The sequence below is a fragment of the Ralstonia pickettii genome, from assembly GCF_016466415.2.
GTDB classification, from domain to species: Bacteria; Pseudomonadota; Gammaproteobacteria; order Burkholderiales; family Burkholderiaceae; genus Ralstonia; species Ralstonia pickettii.
This window is the reverse complement of the sequence record NZ_CP066772.2, coordinates 944,171-965,359: the sequence shown is the minus strand read 5'-3', so window position 1 is coordinate 965,359 and position 21,189 is coordinate 944,171. Positions and strand designations below refer to the sequence as shown.

Annotated in this window: 16 protein-coding genes, 1 pseudogene and 1 riboswitch; of the genes and pseudogenes, 10 read left to right on the top strand and 7 right to left on the bottom strand. The window is 65.6% G+C overall.

Annotation, left to right across the window (positions count from 1 at the left end; genetic code table 11):
- Positions 1–25 precede the first annotated feature (25 nt).
- From RP6297_RS20595 to RP6297_RS20585, 3 genes are all read left to right on the top strand, one after another.
- A complete protein-coding gene (locus RP6297_RS20595; RefSeq protein ID WP_009240600.1) occupies positions 26–1,324 on the top strand; it encodes an MFS transporter in 1,299 nt (432 codons plus the stop codon).
- A 151-nt stretch (positions 1,325–1,475) separates the two neighbouring features.
- Entirely contained in the window at positions 1,476–3,512 is a 2,037-nt protein-coding gene (locus RP6297_RS20590; RefSeq protein ID WP_370452731.1) for a hybrid sensor histidine kinase/response regulator, read from the top strand.
- 269 nt (positions 3,513–3,781) lie between these two features.
- The gene (locus RP6297_RS20585; protein WP_009240598.1) at positions 3,782–6,211 is read left to right on the top strand and encodes a penicillin acylase family protein; all 2,430 of its coding nucleotides are present in this window, start codon (positions 3,782–3,784) and stop codon (positions 6,209–6,211) included.
- A 331-nt stretch (positions 6,212–6,542) separates the two neighbouring features.
- Here RP6297_RS20585 and RP6297_RS20580 read toward each other — a convergent pair whose 3' ends face one another.
- Together RP6297_RS20580 and RP6297_RS20575 are read right to left on the bottom strand one after the other, a co-directional pair.
- Positions 6,543–7,469 (bottom strand): sugar kinase, encoded by a 927-nt coding sequence (locus tag RP6297_RS20580; RefSeq protein ID WP_009240597.1) that lies wholly within the window; start codon positions 7,467–7,469, stop codon positions 6,543–6,545.
- Between the two features lie 12 nt (positions 7,470–7,481).
- Positions 7,482–8,759 carry an amino acid deaminase gene (locus RP6297_RS20575; protein WP_009240596.1) on the bottom strand — a complete coding sequence of 426 codons (1,278 nt, stop codon included), beginning with the start codon at positions 8,757–8,759 and terminating at the stop codon, positions 7,482–7,484.
- 162 nt (positions 8,760–8,921) lie between these two features.
- Here RP6297_RS20575 and RP6297_RS20570 point away from each other — a divergent pair, with 162 nt between their 5' ends.
- The 5 genes from RP6297_RS20570 to RP6297_RS20550 all read left to right on the top strand — a co-directional run bounded on the left by RP6297_RS20570 (position 8,922) and on the right by RP6297_RS20550 (position 13,800).
- A complete protein-coding gene (locus tag RP6297_RS20570; RefSeq protein ID WP_024542574.1) occupies positions 8,922–9,791 on the top strand; it encodes a MurR/RpiR family transcriptional regulator in 870 nt (289 codons plus the stop codon).
- 1 nt (position 9,792) lies between these two features.
- Complete coding sequence (locus tag RP6297_RS20565) at positions 9,793–11,277, top strand: D-aminoacylase (RefSeq protein WP_009240595.1); 1,485 nt, start codon at positions 9,793–9,795, stop codon at positions 11,275–11,277.
- Between the two features lie 42 nt (positions 11,278–11,319).
- A complete protein-coding gene (locus tag RP6297_RS20560; RefSeq protein ID WP_009240594.1) occupies positions 11,320–11,706 on the top strand; it encodes a RidA family protein in 387 nt (128 codons plus the stop codon).
- Positions 11,707–11,786: 80 nt separating this feature from the next.
- Positions 11,787–13,139 (top strand): GntT/GntP/DsdX family permease, encoded by a 1,353-nt coding sequence (locus RP6297_RS20555; RefSeq protein WP_009240593.1) that lies wholly within the window; start codon positions 11,787–11,789, stop codon positions 13,137–13,139.
- A 34-nt stretch (positions 13,140–13,173) separates the two neighbouring features.
- Positions 13,174–13,800 (top strand): bifunctional 4-hydroxy-2-oxoglutarate aldolase/2-dehydro-3-deoxy-phosphogluconate aldolase, encoded by a 627-nt coding sequence (locus tag RP6297_RS20550; protein WP_009240592.1) that lies wholly within the window; start codon positions 13,174–13,176, stop codon positions 13,798–13,800.
- Between the two features lie 34 nt (positions 13,801–13,834).
- On the opposite strand, the gene ribB is transcribed toward RP6297_RS20550, so the two are convergent.
- The gene (gene ribB, locus RP6297_RS20545) at positions 13,835–14,560 is read right to left on the bottom strand and encodes a 3,4-dihydroxy-2-butanone-4-phosphate synthase (protein WP_009240591.1); all 726 of its coding nucleotides are present in this window, start codon (positions 14,558–14,560) and stop codon (positions 13,835–13,837) included.
- A gap of 126 nt (positions 14,561–14,686) precedes the next feature.
- Positions 14,687–14,842: riboswitch (FMN riboswitch) on the bottom strand.
- A 98-nt stretch (positions 14,843–14,940) separates the two neighbouring features.
- Positions 14,941–15,067, bottom strand: a pseudogene (locus tag RP6297_RS20540) (Zn-dependent hydrolase); the annotation flags it as partial.
- A gap of 138 nt (positions 15,068–15,205) precedes the next feature.
- Here RP6297_RS20540 and RP6297_RS20535 point away from each other — a divergent pair.
- The gene (locus RP6297_RS20535; protein WP_171924803.1) at positions 15,206–16,900 is read left to right on the top strand and encodes an ArnT family glycosyltransferase; all 1,695 of its coding nucleotides are present in this window, start codon (positions 15,206–15,208) and stop codon (positions 16,898–16,900) included.
- Between the two features lie 85 nt (positions 16,901–16,985).
- Here the strand turns inward: RP6297_RS20535 and RP6297_RS20530 are convergent, their stop codons facing one another.
- The 3 genes from RP6297_RS20530 to RP6297_RS20520 form a co-directional block, all read right to left on the bottom strand.
- Positions 16,986–17,423 (bottom strand): putative hemolysin, encoded by a 438-nt coding sequence (locus tag RP6297_RS20530; RefSeq protein WP_009240589.1) that lies wholly within the window; start codon positions 17,421–17,423, stop codon positions 16,986–16,988.
- Positions 17,424–17,529: 106 nt separating this feature from the next.
- Positions 17,530–18,825, bottom strand: a complete 1,296-nt coding sequence (locus RP6297_RS20525) for an ATP-binding protein (protein ID WP_009240588.1) — start codon at positions 18,823–18,825, stop codon at positions 17,530–17,532.
- Positions 18,812–19,540 carry a response regulator gene (locus tag RP6297_RS20520; protein WP_009240587.1) on the bottom strand — a complete coding sequence of 243 codons (729 nt, stop codon included), beginning with the start codon at positions 19,538–19,540 and terminating at the stop codon, positions 18,812–18,814. The genes RP6297_RS20525 and RP6297_RS20520 overlap by 14 nt, the downstream gene beginning before the upstream one ends.
- Positions 19,541–19,794: 254 nt before the next feature.
- On the opposite strand from RP6297_RS20520, the gene RP6297_RS20515 reads away from it, so the two are divergent.
- Positions 19,795–21,183, top strand: a complete 1,389-nt coding sequence (locus RP6297_RS20515) for an MdtA/MuxA family multidrug efflux RND transporter periplasmic adaptor subunit (RefSeq protein ID WP_009240586.1) — start codon at positions 19,795–19,797, stop codon at positions 21,181–21,183.
- The last annotated feature ends 6 nt before the right edge of the window (positions 21,184–21,189 follow it).

Below are 21,189 nucleotides of genomic sequence, written 5' to 3'. Positions count from 1 at the left end.
CGCCGGGTTCCGGCGCACATCCAACGTGTCTGGCGACGCCGGTTTCCCCCCCGCTTCCTCTTCCGCATCTGCGCAAACGCTGTCGCACGCGCCGTTCTACTATCCCGCGTTCAGGCTCTTCTGGTTTGCCAGGCTGTCCACCACGTTCGCGTATCAGATGTTCGGTGTGGCCGTCGGCTGGCAGATTTACGACCTGACGCGCAGCGCCTATGTGCTGGGGCTGGTCGGACTGGCGCAGTTTCTGCCGTCGGTGGTGCTGGTGCTGGCCTCCGGCCATATTGCGGACCGCTACGACCGGCGGTACGTCGTGCGCGCGTGTCAGGCCATCGAGGCGTTGGTGGCGCTTGCGCTGGCCGTCATGGCAGCGAATGGGCATGCCGACGTGCAGCCCATCTTCCTGTGCGTGGTGGTGATTGGCGCAATGCGCGCATTCGAGACGCCGACGCTGCAAGCGCTGTTGCCGACGCTGGTGCCACTGCAAGCATTGCCGCGGGCGGTGGCGCTGTCCAGTTCGGCCGGGCAGACCGGTGTCATTCTGGGGCCGGCGCTGGGCGGCTTTCTCTACGTGGCAGGCGCGCCGGTGGTGTATGCCACGGCGGCAGGGCTGTTCTTACTCGCGCACATGTTGCTGGCGCTGGTACGGATGGAGCGGGCGGTGCCCGTCAGCACGCCGGTCAGCCTCGAATCGCTGTTTGCCGGCATTGCGTTCATCAAGGGGCGGCCGGTGGTGCTGGGCGCCATCTCGCTCGACCTGTTTGCGGTACTGCTGGGCGGCGCGACGGCGCTGCTGCCGATCTACGCGCGCGACATCCTGGGCACAGGCGCATGGGGGCTGGGGCTGCTGCGCTCGGCGCCGGCGGTGGGGGCGCTGGGCATGGCGCTTTTCCTGGCGCACCGTCCGCTGGATCGGCACGTCGGCCGGGTGATGTTTGCCGCCGTGGCGGTGTTCGGGCTGGCGACGCTGGTATTTGGGGTGTCGCGCTGGCTGCCGCTGTCGATGCTGGCGCTGGTGCTGCTGGGGGCGTCCGACATGATCAGTGTGGTGATCCGCACTTCGCTGGTGCAGCTCGATACGCCCGATGCCATGCGTGGGCGCGTGAGCGCCGTCAATTCCGTGTTCGTGGGCGCGTCCAACCAGTTGGGCGAGTTCGAATCGGGCATGTTGGCCGGGTTACTGGGGCCGGTGGCCTCGGTGGTGATTGGCGGCCTGGGCACCCTGTTGGTGGTGGCCGCCTGGATGCGGCTGTTCCCCGCGCTGACGCAGCGCGACCGCATGCGCGATCCGCACCCGGAACCTGCCGGACACCCCTCGTCAGGGGGATAAACCCGTCAAGCCGGGCCGCTACTGGCCTGAGCAAGAATCCGGCGCTGTCTTGCAAGCATGTCAGCGAAACCCCGATGGCACCGCTGGCGGGCAATTCGTATCCTGAGTCACCTTTGGCTGCTTTGCTCTCTGCCCGGTGCTGCACCCGTCTGTGACGTCCATTCCGCGCCCCTCGTCCCACCCGTCGGATACGCGTGCTGCCGATTCCGCCCGGCTGGCAGACCCAGGGCCGTTCAGTGCCAACGGGTTCAACGCTGCGCCGGCCATCCGTCCTTCGGCATGGCTGGTCGCGATAGGTGCGGCCGCGGTCGGAACGATCGGGCGCGTACTGCTCGAATCGGCGGTGGGTATCCATCTGCCGTTTTATCTCGCGTTTCCGGTGGTGACGATTGCCGCGTGGTACGGCGGCTTCTGGCCGGGCATGCTCGCCATCGTCTCCTATGCGGGGCTGTTCATGGCGCTGTCCGCCCTGCAAAGCTGGCCTGCCGCTGTGCCGCTCACGCCGATCCAGATGACGGTGTTTGGGGTGGGCGCACTGCTTATCTGCGCCTTGTGCGAGCAGTTGCGTCGTGCCCGCGCCGGAGCTGAACGGCGCGCGCGGGCCGAAACCCAGCAACGTCTGTCGCAGCAACGCCTGCTGGCCGCGCTGCAGGCCTCGCCCATTTCGCTCTACGACGTCGACAACACGATGCACTTCACGTGGGTGCACAACCCCGTGTTCGGCCTGCAGCCAGAGCAGTTGCTGGGACGGACGGTGCGCGAAGTGTTCGGCCGCCGCGCCGCGTCGCGCCTGACCGAAGCCGGCCAGCGCGTCATCGCAACCGGCACGCCTACGCGCGTGGAGTTCGCTTTCCGGCGGCGCCATACGCAGCGCGTGGTCTACGACGTGGTCGTCATGCCGCTGCGCGATGACACCGGCGAAATCATCGGCCTGACCAACGCCGTGATCGACATCAGTGAGCGCCGCCAGGCCGAGGCCCGCCGCACGCAGTTGCTTGAAGCCGAATCCCGCGCCCGCGAAGAGGCCGAGCGCGCCAGCCGCCTGAAAGACGACTTCCTGGCGACCGTCAGCCACGAGTTGCGCACGCCGCTCAATGCCGTGCTGGGCTGGGCTCAATTGCTGAACATGCGCGCGTACGACGAAGCGATGTTCAAGCGCGGCATTGAAGCCATCGAGCGGAGCGCCCGCACGCAGGTCCATTTGATCGACGACTTGCTCGACATGTCGGCCATCCTGTCGGGCAAGGTCCCGCTGGAGGTTGGCCCCGTGGACCTGGCCGACGTGCTGGAACGCGCGCGCGAGACCATCGAGCCGATGGCGCGCCAGAAGAACATCACCATCGATACCGAATTCCTGCCCGTGCCGATGCTGCAAGGCGATGCCGGGCGCCTGAAGCAGGTGTTCTGGAACCTGCTGGCCAACGCCGTCAAGTTCACCCCCGAAGGCGGACACATCCGGCTGTCGGTGCACCCGTCGCCCGAGGGCGTGGTCGCTACCGTGCGCGATACCGGCATCGGCATCGAGCCGGCCTTCCTGCCGCATATCTTCGACCGCTTCCAGCAGGCTGACCTGTCCAACACGCGCCGCCACGGCGGTCTCGGCCTGGGGTTGGCGATTGCCAAGCAACTCGTCGAGCTGCATCACGGCCGTATCACTGCCGCAAGCAGTGGCGCAGACCGTGGCACCACCATGGCGGTGTCGTTGCCGCTGCACGCCGCCCAGCCGGGCGAGCAGGCGAACCGCACGCCGGGCCTGGTGGCAGGGACGGGCATGCCGACGTTGGACGGTATCCGCGTGCTGGCGGTGGATGACAACCCTGAATCGCTCGGCGTCATCGCGCTGATGTTGGAGCGTTACGGTGCCGAGGTGGTCACGGTATCCAGCGGAGCAGCCGCGCTCGATGCGCTGGAAGAAGCAGACGCCAACGCCCATCCCTTCGACGCGATGGTCAGCGACCTTGCCATGCCCGGCATGGACGGCATGCAGCTCGTGCGGGCCGTGCGTGAACGCGGTTTGACCGACCTCCCCGCCATCGCCGTGACGGCATTTGCCGATCCGATCCGGCTGAAGGCGGCGAAGGAAGCCGGTTACCAATCTGTCATCACCAAGCCGATCTTCCCGGGCGAGCTGGGCCACGTGCTGGCCGCCAATGTGCATCGCAAGACGGGGCCTGAAACGCTGGCATGACGCACGGGCAGCCATGCCTGGACGGAATGGTTGACCGAACAAAAATCATTGGCGCAGGCGATTGCGCGTCCGCATACTCGTCAGCCTGTGCCGATCGGTGGGCATCTCTCCCCCAGCAGTAGCCAGCACCCGCCCGCTCGATCGGCCAGCTTGCCCTTCCCAATCAACCGTGCTCGCGGTTGCCTGCTGTATCCATAAGAACGCCGGAAACCTCCTGCCCCGTTTGGGCTGCGGTGGCATTCCAGGCGCAGAGAGGAGACTGCATCGCCATGCCCATCCGTTCCCTTCCCATTCTGCTGTCTGCGGTTGCACTCGGATTTTCCGCGCAGGCGGTAGCCAAAGACGCGCCCACATCTGCCACCCAGACCATCGCCGTACCCGGCCTGTCAAAGCCCGCCGACATCCTGATCGACCGCTGGGGCGTGCCGCACATCTACGCCAAGAGCGAAGACGACGGCTTCTTCGCGCAAGGCTTCAATGCCGCGCGCGACCGCCTGTTCCAGATCGACCTCTGGCGCCGCCGGGGCCTGGGGCAGCTTTCGGAAGTGTTCGGCCCCACCTATGTCGAACAGGATCGCGCAACGCGGCTGTTCCTCTATCGCGGTGACATGCAGGTCGAATGGAATCATTACAGCCCCGATGCGCAGCGCATTGCCACGCGCTTCGTGGCCGGCATCAACGCCTATGTCGACTGGCTGGCAAAGCATCCAGACCAGATGCCGTTCGAGTTCCGCAAGCTGAACTACGCACCCGCGCACTGGGCGCCCGAAGACGTGGTGCGCATCCGCAGCCACGGGTTGACGCGCAATCTGCAATCGGAAGTCGCGCGGGCCAACGTGGCGTGCAAGGCCAACCTTGCCGACGACACCATCCGCTTCGGCCTGCAGCCCGCCTGGCAAACCCAGTTGCCCGAAGGCCTGGACCCATGCCTGCCGAAAGATCTGCTAAAGGTCTTCACGCTCGCCACGCAAGGCGTGCGCGTCACGCCGGAATCGCTCAAGGGTGTAGACGTCGACAACACGCGCGTCGCGGCCGCAGCCAACCTCGAAGAGACGATGGAGGGCAGCAACAACTGGGTGATCGCACCGGGCAAGTCCACCACCGGCCGCGCCGTGATGGCCAACGATCCGCACCGCGCGTATTCGGCACCCAGCCTGCGCTACATCGCCCATATCAGCACGCCCACGCTCGACATCATCGGCGCCGGAGAGCCCTCGCTGCCGGCCGTGTCGATCGGGCATAACGGGCATGTCGCGTTCGGCCTGACCATCTTCAACATCGACCAGGAAGATCTTTACGTCTACGAGCTGAACCCCGCCAACAACACCGAATACCGCTACAACGGCGGCTGGGAGCCCTTGAGCGTGCTGCACGAAACCGTGAGGGTGCGCGGCGGTGAACCCCGCCCCGTCGACCTGACCTTCACGCGCCACGGCCCCGTCATCTACATCGATGCCGAAAAGCACCGCGCGTATGCGGTGCGCTCCGCGTGGCTGTCGCCGGGCATGTCGCCGTATTTCGGCTCGGTCGGCTACATGCGCGCACGCACCTTCGCGCAGTTCAAGCAGTCGATGATGAACTGGGGTGCCCCCACCGAAAACCAGGTCTATGCCGACACGAAGGGCAACATCGGCTGGGTGCCGGGCGGTCTCGCCCCGATCCGTCCGAACTGGGACGGCCTGCTGCCGGTGCCCGGCGACGGCCGCTACGAATGGGCCGGTTTCTGGCGCGGCGACCAGCTGCCCAGCAGCTACAACCCCAAGTCAGGCTACTTCACCTCGTCCAACGAGATGAACCTGCCGCCGGATTACCCGTACCGCGAGCGCAAACTCGGCTTTGAATGGACCAACGGCTCGCGCCACGCTCGCATTGATGAAGTGCTGGCCCGGCTCGACAAAGTGTCGATCGAAGATTCAATGCGCCTGCAGAACGACATGGTGTCGATCCCGGCGCGCAGGCTGATGGCCCTGCTGGCGCATCTGTCGTCCAACGACGCCGACACGCAAGCCGCGCTCAATCTCTTCAAGGGTTGGAACGCGACCATGCTGGCGGATTCTCCGCAGGCCGCGCTGCATGAGGTGTGGTTTACGCACCACCTGGGCCGCGCGTTCAAGAATGCCGTGCTCTCCAAAGCCAGCGCCGAGGCAATGGGCGCGCCCGACACCGACGTCATGCTCGACACGCTGGAGCACCCGCAAGGCAGCGAACGCAAATTCGGCGAAGACCCGCAGCAAGCCGCCGCCAAACGCAATGCCGTGCTGCTCGACAGCCTGAAGAATGCGTGGACCGACATGGTCAAGCGCCAGGGCCCGAATCCGCAAGCGTGGAACTGGGGCCAGCTGCACCACAACCTGAACGCCCATCCGTTCGCCGCCATCGTCGACGAGGCCACGCGCGCCAAGCTCAACGTCGGCCCCACGCCCGAAGGTGGTAGCCCCTACACGCCGAATCAATCCACGTATCGCGCGAGCGATTTCCTGCAGACCAACGGCCCGTCGTTCCGCACGGTGGTGGACGTCGGCAACTGGGACAACTCCCGCGCCATCAACCTCCCCGGCCAGTCCGGCAACCCCGACAGCCCGCACTACCGCGACCTGGCACCGCTGTGGCTCAAGGGCGAATACTTCCCGCTGCTGTATTCGCGCAAGGCGGTGGAAGCCGCGACCGAGTCGCGCGTGCATCTGGTGCCGGGGAAGTAAGCACACGATGAGCAAAAAGAAAACGCCACCGCAAATCACGCGGTGGCGTTTTCTTTCCCCAACAAGAACACAGCTGGTCACCAACACAGGCACACGACGGTTTGGCCGTGCCCTGCCCTAGATGGCGCCTTGGATTTTTGTCGCGGGGAGGAAAAAGGAAGGAGCCCTGTTTGAGCGCAGCGAGTTTGGCTCCTTCCCCTTCCCGTGACACAAATCCAAGGGGAAGTCGCCATCTCGGGCGCGCCTTTCTTTGCTTACTTTCTTTGGCAAGACAAAGAAAGTGAGTCAGCCCCGGCAGGGGATGAAACACCAGCGCACCAACAACATCCATTCAGGCAGTCTGCATAGACGCCAACACCGCCCGCACCACCTCCGCCCGCGGAATCGGCGCCACAGCGCTATACCCCGTTGTAGAAATCGCAGCCGCCACATTGGCATACCGCGCCGCCTCTACCGGCGAATCTCCGGCAACAATCCGCGCCACAAACGACCCGCCAAAGCAATCGCCCGCGCCAGTCGCATCAATTGCATTGACCGTATGACGCGGCACCAGTGTGCGCGACTCGGGCGTAGCCACATAGCAGCCTTCCGCGCCCATCTTCAGCGCCACCAGCTTCACGCCCCAGCCGAGCAGCGTATCGACAATGCCATCACGGTCATGGCAATCGAGCAGCACGGTCACATCATCCCAACTCGGCAGGCACAGATCGCACGTGCGCATCGCTTCCTGCATCACGGCGCGGGCACGCGCCAGCGGCCACAGGCGCAAGCGGAGGTTCGTGTCGAACGAGACGAGCACACCCGCCGCCCGCGCATGCGCCATCGCTGCCAAACCCGCGTCGCACGCCGTGTCGCTGATCGCCAAGCTGATCCCCGACAGGTGAAACGCCTTGGCCGCCGCAATCGCCTGCAGCGGCAATTGCGCGGTCTGGAAGCGACTCGCGGCCGAGCCCGCGCGCAGGTAGTCGAAATGGTGACCGCGCGCATCGTGCGAAACGAAGTACAGGCCCGTTGGCGCCTGCGTGTCGGTGTGCACGTAGGTGTGGTCCACGCCTTCGTCCTGCCACAGGCCGCGCAGCGCCTGGCCGAAGCGGTCGGCGCCCACCACGCTGGTGTAGCCCGTGCGCGCGCCCTGCCGCGCCGCAGCGATGCAGAAGTTCGACGTATCGCCGCCGAAGCCGAAATTCCACGACGTGCTGCCGGGATCCGCCTGGTTGAACTCGATCAGCGCTTCGCCGTAGGCGAGGATGTCTGCCATGGGCGGCCCCGCTCAGAAATAGGTCTGCACAACGTCAACCACGTTGTACGCATCGTCGACCACCGAAATCTGGCGCCACTTGTCGAACGTGAGGCACGGGTGCGAGATGTCGAAGGCGATCATGTCGCCGACCTTGATGTCGTCGCCGGGGGCGATCTTCAGGTAGGCGTGCTGATCCATCATGCCGGTGACTTCCCAGTGCGCCGGCGTGGCCGACGGCGTCTTGTCGCCCGGGCGGAAATGCAGCACAGGCAGCGGCAGGCCGGCGTCGAATGCAGCATCACGCTTGCCCATTGCGATGATGGCGCGCTCAGCTTCCGGCACCGATTGCACATAGGCCCAAAGCTGGAGCGCCGGCAGCAGGCTCGAACGCATCTTGTGCGCGATAGGGTTGTTGGCGTCGATACGGGCCTGCGCCGCGCGGTAGATGCCCACGTCGTGCGTCAGGTAGCAGCCCGGGCGCAGCACGACATCCAGCGGCTGGCCGATATTGGCCTTGGCGAACTCTTCGGCCACGACGTCATACCAAGCCGAACCGGCACCGGTCAGCACGGCCGGCGTGCGTTGCAGGCGCCCGCCCTTTGCCAGATCACCCATCACCTTCACGGCGCACTGCAGGAAGGTGCGGATATCCGCTTCTTCCTTGATCACACCTTCATAGACTTCGACGCCCGCAAGCTTGACGGCGCCATCGGCACGCGTGAGCGCATCGAGCACCGATTGCAGTTGCGCATCGTCGCGCACGCCCGTGCGGCCGCCCTGCACGCCCAGTTCGATCAACACCTGGATCGGGCGCCCCGCCTTACCGAAGAAGGCAGCAAGCTGATCGACCTGATCCGCCGCATCCACCAGGCAGAAGAACTCGAACGTCGGATCGGCCAGCAACTCGGCGAGGATCGCCATGTTGCGCTTGCCCACCAGCTGGTTGGCCATCAGCACGCGACGCACACCGTGGGCATACGCAATGCGCGTCTGGTGCGCCGTTGCCAGCGTGATGCCCCACGCACCGCCAGCCAACTGACGTTGGAACAGGCGCGGCGCCATCGTCGTCTTGCCATGCGGCGCAAGCTTGGCGCCGTATTCGCTCACGAAGCGCTGCATCCACGCCAGGTTGTGCTCCACGCGGGATTGCGAGAGCACCGCTGCGGGCAGGTTCAAGTCTTCGTTCAAAACATTCCAGCGCTGGGCAGCGATCTGCTCCGGCGCGCATGCGGCTTCCAACGCACCCAAGCCCTTGTCGAGCGGTTTGACGACGGCGTTGGCGTCTCCTTGGTACTTTGTATCACTCATGGGAATCGACTCGTGTTCCTTTGGGGGTAAACATCGGGTTGACACAATGATAGCGGCGAAACTATTCTCCGGGCCTGCCTGTTACAAAGTACCAAAGCACTCTCAAAGCCGCTATCCGGACGACTACCGGGGGCCAGAATGCGAGACCCTAAGCCCGACCCGATGCGTGAACCGATGGACATCGTGACCCGACTCTCCCAGCGTGCCGCTGAACTGCGCCCCGCCGAGCAGAAGGTCGCGCAGACCGTCCTGAGCGACATTGCAGAAGCCGCCGCCGGCAGCATCCAGACGCTCGCCGAGCGTGCCGGCGTGAGCGAGGCAAGCGTCACCCGTTTCGCCAAGGCGATGGGCTGCCGCGACGTGCGCGAGCTCAAGCTCAAGCTAGCGCAGGCAGCCGCAGTCGGCCAGCGCTTTCTGGATGGCGGCGCGGACCGCCCGCCGTCCAGTGCAGACGGCATCCTGGCCGACATCAGCAACGTGCTGGAGGCCAACCGCGCCCTGGTGCAGCCGGAGGCATTCCGCGCCGCGGCGGTCGCACTGGTGGCGGCGCGCATGATTGCCGTGTTCGGCATGGGCGGCGGCTCGACCACCATGGCCGACGAAATGCGCTACCGGCTCGCCCGCCTGGGACGGCCGGTCACCACCTATCATGATTCGATGCTGCAGCGGATGGTCGCGGCCACGCTCAGCCCGGACGATGTGGTGGTCGTGTTTTCCGTGACCGGCCACGTGCCGGAGGTCATCGACAGCGTGACCATCGCGCGCGAGTACGGCGCCCGGATCGTCGCCATCACGGCCATCGGCTCGCCGCTGGCGGCGCTGGCCGATGTCTTGCTGCCGATCCAGGCCATGGAAACCGATTTCATCTTCAAGCCGTCGTCATCGCGCTACGCCATGATGATGATGATCGACTTGCTGGCCACCGAAGTCGCACTGCAGCAAGCCGATCGCAGCAAAGAGCTTTTACGGCGCATCAAGTACGTGCTCGATGCGCATCGCGGCGGCGGCAATCGTCAGCCGCTCGGAGATTGACATGCAGCAGTACGACACCGTCATCCGTCAGGTCCGCATTGTGGACGGCAGCGGCCACGACCCCGAGGCCACGCTGTTCGACGTCGCCATCACCGACGGCCGCATCGCCGCCATCGCCACATCGGACTCCACCGCCTGGCTGGGCGATGAGGAAATCGCTGGCGAAGGCCGCGTCCTCGCCCCCGGCTTCATCGACGTGCATACGCACGACGACACCAACGTGATCCGCACGCCCGACATGCTGTGCAAGGTGTCGCAGGGCATTACGACGGTGATCGTGGGCAACTGCGGCATCAGCGCGTCGCCCGCCACGCTCAAGGGCGACCCGCCCGATCCGATGAACCTGCTGGGACCTGCCAGCGCGTTTGCGTACCCGACCTTCGCGTCGTACGTGAAAGCCGTCGAACACGCGCAACCGGCGGTGAACGTTGCCGCGCTGGTCGGCCACACGGCACTGCGCAATAACCATCTGGACCGTCTCGACCGCCCCGCCACCGCTGGCGAGGTTGAAGGCATGCGCGCGCAGTTGCGCGAGGCGCTTGCCCACGGCGCGCTCGGCCTGTCGACAGGCCTTGCCTACGCCAACGCCTTTGCGTCGACCACCGAAGAAGTGATGGGCCTGGCGGAGCCGCTGGCCGAAGCTGGCGCGATCTACACGACGCATTTGCGTACAGAATTTGCGGCGATTCTCGATGCGATGGACGAGGCGTACCGCGTCGGCAAACATGCGCGCGTGCCAGTGGTGATCTCACACCTGAAATGCGCGGGCGCTGCAAATTGGGGCCGCGCGGGCGAGGTGCTGGAATCCATCGAAGGCGCGCAGCGCTATCAGCCGGTGGGTTGCGACTGCTATCCGTACACCGCAAGCTCGTCCACGCTGGACCTCAAGCAGGTGACGGACGAATTCGACATCTTCATCACGTGGTCGGAGCCGGAAGCGGGCATGGCCGGACAGACGCTCAAGGAAATTGCTGCCGCGTGGGGCACCGACCTGATGGACGCGGCGCGCCGCCTGCAGCCGGCCGGCGCTGTCTACCACAACATGTCGGCGCAAGACCTGGACCGCATCATCACGCACCCCGCCACCGTCATCGGCTCCGACGGCCTGCCGAACGATCCGAAACCGCACCCGCGTCTTTGGGGCGCCTTCCCGCGCGTGCTGGGCTACTACAGCCGGGAACGCAAGCTGCTGTCGCTGGCAGCGGCCGTGCGGAAGATGACAGGCCAGTCCGCCGAGCGCTTCGGCCTGACCGAACGCGGCCTGGTGCGTGAAGGCTACTGGGCCGATCTCGTGCTGTTCGACCCCGAAACGGTGCGCGATGTCGCCACCTTTACCGACCCGCAGCAACCGGCGACGGGCATTGCGGCGGTGTGGGTCAACGGCCATCTGTCGTATCAGGACGGCGCGGTGCAGCCGCATCGGGCAGGCCGCTTCCTCAAGCGTGGGCCCCGTGCGCACGCAGCTGTGACCGCGGAAATTCACTGAGATCCGAGTTTTGTTTGAAAGCTTGAAAGAAGGAACGTAGCGATGACGATTACCCGAATTGGCGTTGAAGGCGGCACCGGCACCGGCGGCCAGCACCTCCCCTTTGCCCGCGCAGCCGGCGCAGACGGCTGGCTGTTCGTTTCGGGCCAGACGCCCATGGTGAACGGCGAGGTGGTCGGCAACGGCATCGTCGAGCAATCGCACCAGACCATCAAGAACGTGCTCGCCATCCTGGCCGAAGCGGGCTACGGGCCCGAGCACGTCGTGCGCTGTGGCGTGTGGCTGGATGACCCGCGCGACTTCCAGTCGTTCAACAAGGTGTTCAAGGAGTACTTCGGTGCCAACCCGCCCGCGCGCGCCTGCGTGGTGTCGAGCATGGTCATCGACTGCAAGGTTGAAGTCGATTGCGTGGCGTACAAGAAGCCGTAATCCGCATTTTCGTAAAGGCGCCCTGCACGACGGGGCGCCCAGACAACAAGAGCCGTGAATATCCCTGAGGAGGAAACCCGATGGTCCCGATGCAAGGCAACTCGCTATTGCTGACCGCCGCGCTGGCGGTGGTCGCACTGATTTACCTGATTGCTGTCCAGAAACTGAACCCGTTCGTCACGCTGATCGTCGTCTCGCTTGTGCTGGGCGTGGTGGTTGGCATGCCGATGGGCAACATCGTCAAGGCGTTCGAAACCGGGGTGGGCAACACGCTCGGCCACATCGCCCTGGTGGTGGGCCTCGGGACGATGCTCGGCAAGATGATGGCGGAATCAGGGGGGGCCGAGCGCATCGCCAAAACGCTCATCAGTGCCTTTGGCGAGAAGAACGCGCACTGGGCCATGATGGTCGTGGCGTTCATCATCGGCTTGCCGGTCTTCTTTGAAGTCGGCTTTGTGCTGCTGATCCCGATTGCCTTCAACGTGGCCAAGCGCACGGGCACGCCGATCCTGCTGGTGGGCCTGCCAATGGTGGCCGGTCTGTCGGTGGTGCATGGCCTGATCCCCCCGCACCCGGCCGCGCTGCTGGCCGTGACGGCTTACCAGGCCGACATCGGCAAGACGATCATGTATGCGCTGATCGTCGGCCTGCCGACTGCCATCCTGGCTGGTCCGCTGTGGGCGATGCTGGTCTCGCGCTACGTCAAGCCGGACGAGAATAACCCGCTGGCCGCGCAGTTTGTTGAAGCCGACCAGAAGCGCGAGCTGCCGGGCTTTGGCGTGACGCTGTTCACGATCCTGCTGCCGGTGGTGCTGATGCTGATCGGCAGTTGGGCCGACCTGATCGTTGCGCCCAAGACGCTGGCGAACGACATTCTCAAGCTGGCCGGCAACTCGGTGATGGCCCTGCTGATTGCCGCCATCGTGAGCTTCTACACGTTCGGCAAGGCACGCGGCTTCAATCGCGAGACCATCCTCAAGTTCACCAACGAGTGTCTGGCCCCGATCGCCACGATCACGCTGGTGGTGGGCGCGGGCGGCGGCTTCGGCCAGATCCTGCGTGATTCGGGCGTGTCGAAGGCCATCGTGGCCGTCGCCACCGATGCACATCTGTCGCCGCTGCTGCTGGGCTGGGTGGTGGCCGTGCTGATCCGCATCGCAACGGGTTCGGCCACGGTGGCCATGACGACCGCCTGCGGTATCGTCGCCCCGATCGCCGCAGCGTCGGGCGCCGCCGTCAAGCCGGAGCTGATGGTGCTGGCCACCGGCGCAGGGTCGCTGATCCTGTCGCACGTGAACGACGGTGGCTTCTGGCTGGTGAAGGAGTACTTCAACCTGACCGTGCCGCAAACCTTCAAGACGTGGACGGTGCTGGAAACCATCATCTCGATCGTCGCGCTGCTGCTCACGCTGGCGCTGGCGACCGTCGTTTAAGCTTGTTCCGTTGATGTTGATCTAGGAGAACGTTGTGGGTATCGATTCCGTCGTCAAGGCCGGCCCGGTCATCCCGGTGCTGCAGTTCCAATCTGTCGATGAAGGCGTCAAGGTGTGCCGCGCGCTGTACGAGGGCGGTATCCGCACGTTCGAGATCACGATGCGCACGCCGGTAGCGCTGGACGTGATCCGGGCCGTTGTGAAGGACCTGGGCAGCGACGCCATCGTCGGTGCCGGTACGCTCACGCGGCCGGAGCATTTCCGGCAGGCGAAGGATGCCGGTGCGGTGTTCGCGGTGTCGCCGGGCATTACGCCCATGCTGGCCGCGGCACAGGGGAAGACTGAACTGGACTGGCTGCCCGGCATCGCCACGCCGTCCGAGCTGATCCTGGCGCTGGAGTTCGGCCTGACGACGCTCAAGTTCTTCCCGGCCGAAGCGGCTGGCGGCATCCCGATGCTCAAGTCGATCTACGGGCCGTTCGGCGATGTGCGTTTCTGCCCGACCGGCGGCATCACGCCGCAAAGCGCGCCCGACTACCTCGCGCTGCCCAACGTGGTGTGTGTGGGCGGCTCATGGATGGTGCCCAAGGACAAGGTCGCTGCCGGCGACTGGGCAGGCATCACGGCGCTCGCCAAGGAAGCGGCCGCGCTCAAGCGGTAATCAGCGTCACCTCTCTCGCGCGGCCGGCGGGTCGTCAGACAAAGCTGACCGCGCGCTCCATCTGCTCGCGATATTGAACGATATCTTCGATGGTCAGCACCGGCAGGTTGTGCTGATCGGCGAAGCGCACCGCGTCGTCGCGGCGCGCCATGGTGCCATCGGGCAGCATCAGTTCGCATAGCACGGCCGCCGGCGGCAAGCCCGCCAGACGTGCCAGGTCGACCGAGCCCTCGGTATGCCCGCGCCGCGCCAATACTCCACCCTCCTTCGCCACCAGCGGGAATACGTGCCCGGGGCTGACGACGGATTGCGTATCGGCATCCGGCGCGATGGCCGCGCGGATGGTCGTGATGCGGTCCGCCGCCGATACGCCGGTGCTCACACCGGTGCGTGCCTCGATCGACACCGTGAACGCCGTGCCGTACTGGCTGCGGTTGTCTTCCACCATCGGACGCAAGCCGAGCGACGCGCTCTTCTCCGCCGTCAGGCACAGGCAGACGATGCCGCTGCACTCGCGAATCAGCATGGCCATGCTGGCCTGCGTGAGCTTGTCGGCGGCGACGATGAGGTCGGCCTCGTTCTCGCGGTCGGCATCGTCGAGCACGACTACGGGCACGCCAAGCCGAACTGCATCGAGCGCGGCGGCCATGCGCGCAGGCATGTCGGCCGGATCGAAGCGGGCTTCGATGGCATCAAAGGCCACATTCGCGGCAGGCCATGCGGGCGGGTGAACTGCTGGGGATTGCTGAGTGGACAACATGGAAACGCTCCTCGCAAGATTGGCGACAAGACGTTCCAGGGCAAGCAGACAAACACGCGCGAGCCATGCAGCGGCGCAGCCCGGCACAAAACCAGGCGCGCTCCTGTAGCACGAGCGTGTTGTTCCGCACATCTTCTTCCATCCGGACTCTGACCGTCGGCCCCGGCATCTCACCGGATCTGCTGACCCCTGCATGCAGGCGCATGCAAGGCGCTCGCGGGCTCGCGGACACACGGTCCGCATACCGCCGGTGGGGAATTTCACCCCGCCCTGAAGACGTACTGAACCGGCAGGATCGCCGGCAAGCGCAATGCTACCGCAACAAGTTGCAACGATTCGACCCTACTGACGGGTCGGGCAAAGCGCCATCCCGCGCTCTGTCACCGAGCCAGCATGGCATGCAGCAGCACATCGGTGCCGGGCATCTTCGGCTTCGTTATGGCTCAGACCGTTGACGCACAGGATAAAGATCGTCGCCGTCGGGCAATGCTTGGCAATGTGGATGGCGTAATAGTTGTCGAGCTGGGCTTTGTTCATGCGCACAACAGTGCCGGGGCGAGACATTTGGCCAGGCTAACCATCCGCTAACCCTGCATCGACTAGAATCCAAGCCTTTCCGACCGTGCTCGCTATCGCCGCCCCCGCATGGAATCCCGCCTAGTCTCTTCCCGCCGCTCGCCATGGATGGCGCTGATCGTTGTCGCACTCATCGGCGTGTTTCTCGCGCTCTGGACGGACGACCTGTTCCAGCGCTCCACCCTGTTCCGACCCGATGAAGGCCGCTATGCGGAGATCCCGCGCGAGATGGTGGTCTCCGGCGACTGGGTGACGCCGCGCCTGAACGATCTCAAATATTTCGAGAAGCCGCCCCTGCAGTATTGGACGACGGCTGCCACGTTCCAGGCATTCGGCGTCAGCGCCTGGGGAGCGCGCCTGTGGCCGGTGCTGTTCGGCCTGGGCGGCATCCTGATGACGGCCTGGACGCTGGCGGTCTATCGCGGTGGGCGGGCGGCGGCAACCGGCGCAGCGATTCTCGCCTCGTCGCTGCTGTATCTGCTGTTCGGGCAGGTCATCACGCTCGACATGGGCGTGGGCTTCTTCCTGACCGTCGGTGCGTGCGGTTTTGCGCTCGCGCAGCGGCCCGGTGCATCCCGTGGTGGGCGGCTCACGTGGATGCTGGTGGTCTGGCTGGCGCTGGCGGGCGCGACACTCACCAAGGGATTGATCGGGCTGGTCGTCCCCGGGCTGATCGGCGTGGCCTATCTGCTGATGACGCGCGACTGGGCGCTGATCCGCCGCATGCATTGGCTCCCGGGCCTTGCGCTGTACCTGATCGCCACGGTGCCGTGGTTCGTGATCGTGCAGCAGCGCAACCCGGAGTTCTTCAACTTCTTCTTCATCCACGAGCATTTCCAGCGCTTCCTGACTAACGAGCACCATCGCAGCGGCAAGTGGTGGTACTTCATCGCGGTGGGCGCGGCGGGGCTGCTGCCGTGGACGCCGCTGCTGTTTGCAGCCATGGGACGGCGGGTGGGTCGCGCGGCCGATCTGTTTGTCGGCACGCGGCAGTTTGACCTGATGCGCTGGTCGATTGCGTGGGCGGGGATGATCTTCCTGTTCTTCTCGGCATCGAACTCGAAGCTGCCGGGCTATATTGTGCCGGCCTTCCCCGCGCTGGCGATCGTGCTGGCACTGGCGCTGGAGAAGATGCCGACCCGCGCGGTCGCATGGTCGCTGGGCATCAATCTGCTGATCGCCATCGGGCTATGGTTTGCCGTGCCGATGATCGGCGCCAAGGCCGGCGCCAAGATGCCCGCCGAACAGGTTGCGCTGGCCATGCCGGCGCTGCGCGAGGTGATGGCCATGCTGGCTGCCGGCACGCTGGCCGCTCTCGTGGCGCTGCGCTGGCAGCGGCGCACAGTGGCCGTGATCGTGCTGTCGGTCTCTGCCCTGTTCTGCTGGGACCGCATTCTCAACGCCAGCGAGATCTTTCGCGACGCGCTGTCTGCCCGCGACGTCATCGAAAAGACGCTGAATGCGACGGGTCCGATTCCCGCCGAGACGCCGTTCTACTCGGTCGAGTGGCTGGACCAGACCGCCATCTATTACCTCGGTCGGCCGATGACGCTGGTCTCGGGCTTTGACGAGCTGGAAATGGGCGCCGGCCTGGAGCCGAACAAGGTGGTTGCCACCACGGACGCATGGATCAAGCGCTGGACCGACGGGCCACCCGCCTACGCATTCATGCGCCGTACGACGTGGCAGAAGCTGCAGGAAGCGGGCGTGCCGATGCGGCTGGTGGCTGAATCTGCCGACAAGGTAGTGGTGGCGCGGCGGTAAGCCTCTCCAAACCAATCGCATCCCCCAAGCAAGAAGGGCCGCAACATCTGCGGCCCTTTTCATTACCTGCGGCGACTGCCGGCACTCACCACGTACAACTGCCGCGCAGGAACGCCCATTCCTCGCATTCGTCGCCGCCGGGGCTGACGCAGGTTCCCACTTCGGCGCCATTGGCGCGCGTGGAAAACTCAAGCTGACCGCCGCGCTGCAGGCAATACGTGGATGCCGGATTCGCCATGCCGGGCGTTGCGCGTGGCGGTTCGGTGTCGCCGGCAGGCGGGGGCGCGTAGGCCGGCGGCTGGGCGGGCGCCGGCTGCATGGCAGGCGCCGGTGGCAGCGGGGTAGGCGGCGCGGGTGCGGGCCTCGGCGGCGGGGGTGCGGGTTGGATGATCGTGCGCGGCGGCTCCCACGGAGGCATCGGCGACGAGCAAGCCGCCAGACCCATCGCCAACAAACACGCGGCAACGGCGGCGGTCATGCGGGCCTGGCCAGCATCCTTGACGAGACAGACAGCGCGTTTCATGCGTTTCCTCCCGGAGTTCTGGTGAGCGCACGCAACAAGCGTGCTTGCCTCGCCTAGGATAGCTTACGCAAACGCACGCCCGTATGTCAGTCGGACGATCGGGCGATCAGGCCGCCGCGGTCGAGACCGGAAACCGCATGGTGACCCGGAAACCCGGCGATGGCGCATCCGCGGCCGTCGGCCCGACTGTGAGATCGCCGCCCAGATGACGCACCAGGCGATCGACAATTGCCAAGCCGAGCCCGCAATGCGCATTGCCGCCGCGCGCGGGGTCCAGGCGCACAAAGGGCCGCATGACGCGATCAAAGTCGGCAACGGGGATGCCCGCGCCGTGGTCTTCCACCGTCAGCGTGTAGCCGGTCTCGTCCGCCGACGTGCGCACGTTGACAGGCTCGGCGCCATACGCGAACGCGTTGTCGAGCAGGTTGACCACGATGCGCTCCAGATGGGTCGGCTTGAGGCGGAAGCGGTCCCCCGCATGCAGATCGAGCGCGACATGCTTGCCCTGTTCGGCAAACGGCTGCACCAGGCCGCGCAGATGACGGTCGACCGACACCTCTCGCGCCTCACTGTCGCCGCTTTGCGCATAGGCGAGAAACTGCTCGACGATGGCCGACATGGACTCGACATCGCGCTCGATACCGGCGCCGGCTTTCTGGTCGGCGAGCATTTCGGCGCGCAGGCGCAGGCGTGACAGCGGCGTCTTCAGATCGTGCGCAATGCCGGCAAGCATGGTGTTGCGCTCTTCGTCGGTGGCCGACAGGTCTGCCGCCATATGGTTGAACTGCTCGGTCAACTGGCGAAGCTCGTACGGGCCGCGCTCCTTAAGCGGCGGCACGTATCGACGGCGCGCCAGCGCACCGGCTGCATCGGCCAGCTCGCGCACGGGGCGCTGGATCTGCCACGCCGCAAACAGCGAGAACGCAATCGCAATCGCCAGCACCACCATCACGCCAGGCACGACGGCCGAGATGGTGGGCGGGGCATGCACCCACACCAGCGGCATGGCAATCCACTTGTTGCGCTGCGGAAAGCGCACAAACACGCGCGGCGTGGGGCCGGCTTCCAGTCGCAACTGCGTATCGGAAGGCAAGCGGCGCGCAAGCTGACGGACCAACTCCGCAGACTTATCCGAGGCCGAGGAAGCATCGCCCGCAGGCGGGTCGGCGGTTTCGGTCACGAGATCCGGCAGCTTGACCTTCAAATGACCGTCCATCGCCGCCTGGAAGGCCTGCAGCTGGAACGCCATCTGGTCTACCGACGCCTGGAACTGTCGCTCGCGCCGCTCCGCACGCAGCACGCCCAGCCACGAGAAATGGCTGAGCACGAGCACCACCACGATCAGCACGGCCAACCGGCCGAACAGCGTGTCGAATCTAGGGCGGATCTTATTGAACTTCATCGACCTCTTCCCGCTCGTCCGGCACGAAGGTGTAGCCGCGGCCGCGCACGGTCTGGATATAGCGGGGGCGCTGGGCGTCCTCTTCCAGCACACGACGCAGGCGCCAGATCTGCACGTCGATGCCCCGGTCGGACACGCCGCTGCCCGGCCCGTACATCAACTCGACGATGTGCTCGCGCGTGAGCACCTGCATCGCGTGACCGATCAGCAGCTTGAGCAATGCGAACTCGGTATCGCTGATGGAGAGCGCGCTGTCGCCGCGAAACAGCGTGCGCATGCGGAAGTTGAGCTTGAACGGGCCGAAGCTGAAGCTGTCGCGGTCTTCCGGTGCGGAGGCCGGCACGGCCAGGCGTCGGCGCAGCACGGCGTTGATGCGCGCAAGCAGCTCGCGTGGCGAAAACGGCTTGCCGAGGTAGTCGTCGGCGCCGATTTCCAGGCCGATGATGCGGTCGATCTCGTCGCTGCGGGCGGTGAGCAGGATGACCGGCACGTCATCGTTGCGGGCGCGCAGGTCACGCAGGGCCGACAGGCCATCTACCTTGGGCATCATCAGGTCGAGGACGACCAGCGCGGGGCGCTCGCGCTCGAGCCGGGCTGCCAGGCCATCGCCGTCATGCAGCACGGAAACGGCAAAGCCCTGCTGGGTCAGGTATTCGCGCAGGAGGTCGCGCAGTTCGACGTCGTCATCGACGACCAGGATCTTGGTGCCGCTCATCTGTCTGGTGGAGTGTCTGGTACACGCAGGAAGGTGTGCTCATGATAGCGACTGTGGCCATCACGAATCCGGCGCGCTTTCACCATATTGTTTCTCCCGGTAACACCGCAACGGGTTTGTAATCTCACGTAATAGAACCTGCTGCGTCACTAATTCTGCGCAAAGACGTTGCCTTTAAGCTGCGGTCTCACTGGCACGGCCGCCCGCTATGATGTGCGCTCGTCCCCATATTGCTAAGAACAGGAACGCCAAATATGTCCGATCCCAAGGACCAGAAGCCCGGCCAGTTTGATGACGCCGGTCGCCGTCAATACGACGGGAACGAGACGCCCCACGAGGTGTCTCCGACGCTGCTGCCGCCCCCGCGCGAGGGCGGCAAGCGCCGTCGCTGGGGCATCTGGTTGGTGATCGTTCTCCTGGTGTTGATCTGCTATGCGGTCTATCACGCGAAATATCGCAATGCCGGTGGCCCGGGCAGCTCAGGCGGACCCGGCGGGCGCGGCGCGTCCATGGCCAACAAGCCCATGCCGGTGATGGTCGGCACGGCCGTCAAGGGCGACATCAACGTGGTCCTGTCGGCGCTCGGCAACGTGACCCCGGTCAACAACGTGACGGTCAAGACACGCGTGGACGGCCAGCTCGTGCGCCTGGCGTTTACCGAAGGCCAGACCGTCAAGGCCGGCGACCTGCTGGCCGAGGTCGACCCGCGCACCTATCAGGCACAGCTCGCCCAGGCGGAAGGTCAGCTTGCGCGTGATCAGGCGCTGCTGCAGAACGCGAAGCTCGACCTGCAGCGCTATCAGACGCTGCTCTCGCAGGATTCGATCTCCAAGCAGCAGGTGGATACGCAGGCCGCGCTGGTGCGTCAGTACGACGGCACGGTCAAGCTGGACCAGGGCAACGTCGACAACGCGCGCGTGCAGCTCTCCTACACGCGCATCACCGCCCCGGTATCTGGCCGGGTTGGCTTGCGCCAGGTCGATCCGGGCAACATCGTGCATGCGTCGGACACCAACGGCATCGTCGTCATCACGCAGATCGACCCGATCACGGTCATCTATTCCATTCCCGAAGACAACCTGCCCAAGGTCATGCCGCGCCTGCAGTCCGGCGACAAGCTGCCGGTGGAAGCGTGGGACCGCGGCCAGACCACGCAGCTCGCGCGCGGCGTGCTCATGACGGTGGACAACACCATCGACAACACCACGGGCACCGTCAAATTGCGTGCGCAGTTCCCGAACCAGAACGCGATGCTGTTCCCCAATCAGTTCGTGAACGTGCGCATGCGGGTGGATACGCTGCGCGACGTGGTGATCGTGCCGGGTGCCGCCATCCAGCGCGGCACGCAGGGCACCTTCGTCTACGTGGTGGGCGAAGACAACAAGGTGGCGCTGCGCCTGGTCAAGCTGGGCGTGACCGAAGGTGAGCGCGTGTCGGTGGCGCAAGGCCTGCAGCCGGGCGAGCGCGTGGTGATTGACGGTGCCGACAAGCTGCGCGACGGCTCGCCGGTGGAAGTGATCCAGCCGGGTGCCGCTGCTGCAAGCGCACCCGCCGCCGGCCAAGGCCATCAAGGCGGGCGTCATCGCCGTGGCCCGGGTGGCGCTTCGGCACCCGCCGCGAGTGCCCTGGCAGCCAAACCGTAAGCCCTG

Excerpts from the sequence above, each read along its gene's own strand:
- RP6297_RS20585 (WP_009240598.1), top strand. The coding sequence starts at position 3,782 with ATGCCCATCCGTTCCCTTCCCATTCTGCTGTCTGCGGTTGCACTCGGA.
- RP6297_RS20580 (WP_009240597.1), bottom strand. The coding sequence starts at position 7,469 with ATGGCAGACATCCTCGCCTACGGCGAAGCGCTGATCGAGTTCAACCAG.
- RP6297_RS20575 (WP_009240596.1), bottom strand. The coding sequence starts at position 8,759 with ATGAGTGATACAAAGTACCAAGGAGACGCCAACGCCGTCGTCAAACCG.
- RP6297_RS20570 (WP_024542574.1), top strand. The coding sequence starts at position 8,922 with ATGCGTGAACCGATGGACATCGTGACCCGACTCTCCCAGCGTGCCGCT.
- RP6297_RS20565 (WP_009240595.1), top strand. The coding sequence starts at position 9,793 with ATGCAGCAGTACGACACCGTCATCCGTCAGGTCCGCATTGTGGACGGC.
- RP6297_RS20560 (WP_009240594.1), top strand. The coding sequence starts at position 11,320 with ATGACGATTACCCGAATTGGCGTTGAAGGCGGCACCGGCACCGGCGGC.
- RP6297_RS20555 (WP_009240593.1), top strand. The coding sequence starts at position 11,787 with ATGGTCCCGATGCAAGGCAACTCGCTATTGCTGACCGCCGCGCTGGCG.
- ribB (WP_009240591.1), bottom strand. The coding sequence starts at position 14,560 with ATGTTGTCCACTCAGCAATCCCCAGCAGTTCACCCGCCCGCATGGCCT.
- RP6297_RS20535 (WP_171924803.1), top strand. The coding sequence starts at position 15,206 with ATGGAATCCCGCCTAGTCTCTTCCCGCCGCTCGCCATGGATGGCGCTG.
- RP6297_RS20530 (WP_009240589.1), bottom strand. The coding sequence starts at position 17,423 with ATGAAACGCGCTGTCTGTCTCGTCAAGGATGCTGGCCAGGCCCGCATG.
- RP6297_RS20525 (WP_009240588.1), bottom strand. The coding sequence starts at position 18,825 with ATGAAGTTCAATAAGATCCGCCCTAGATTCGACACGCTGTTCGGCCGG.
- RP6297_RS20520 (WP_009240587.1), bottom strand. The coding sequence starts at position 19,540 with ATGAGCGGCACCAAGATCCTGGTCGTCGATGACGACGTCGAACTGCGC.
- RP6297_RS20515 (WP_009240586.1), top strand. The coding sequence starts at position 19,795 with ATGTCCGATCCCAAGGACCAGAAGCCCGGCCAGTTTGATGACGCCGGT.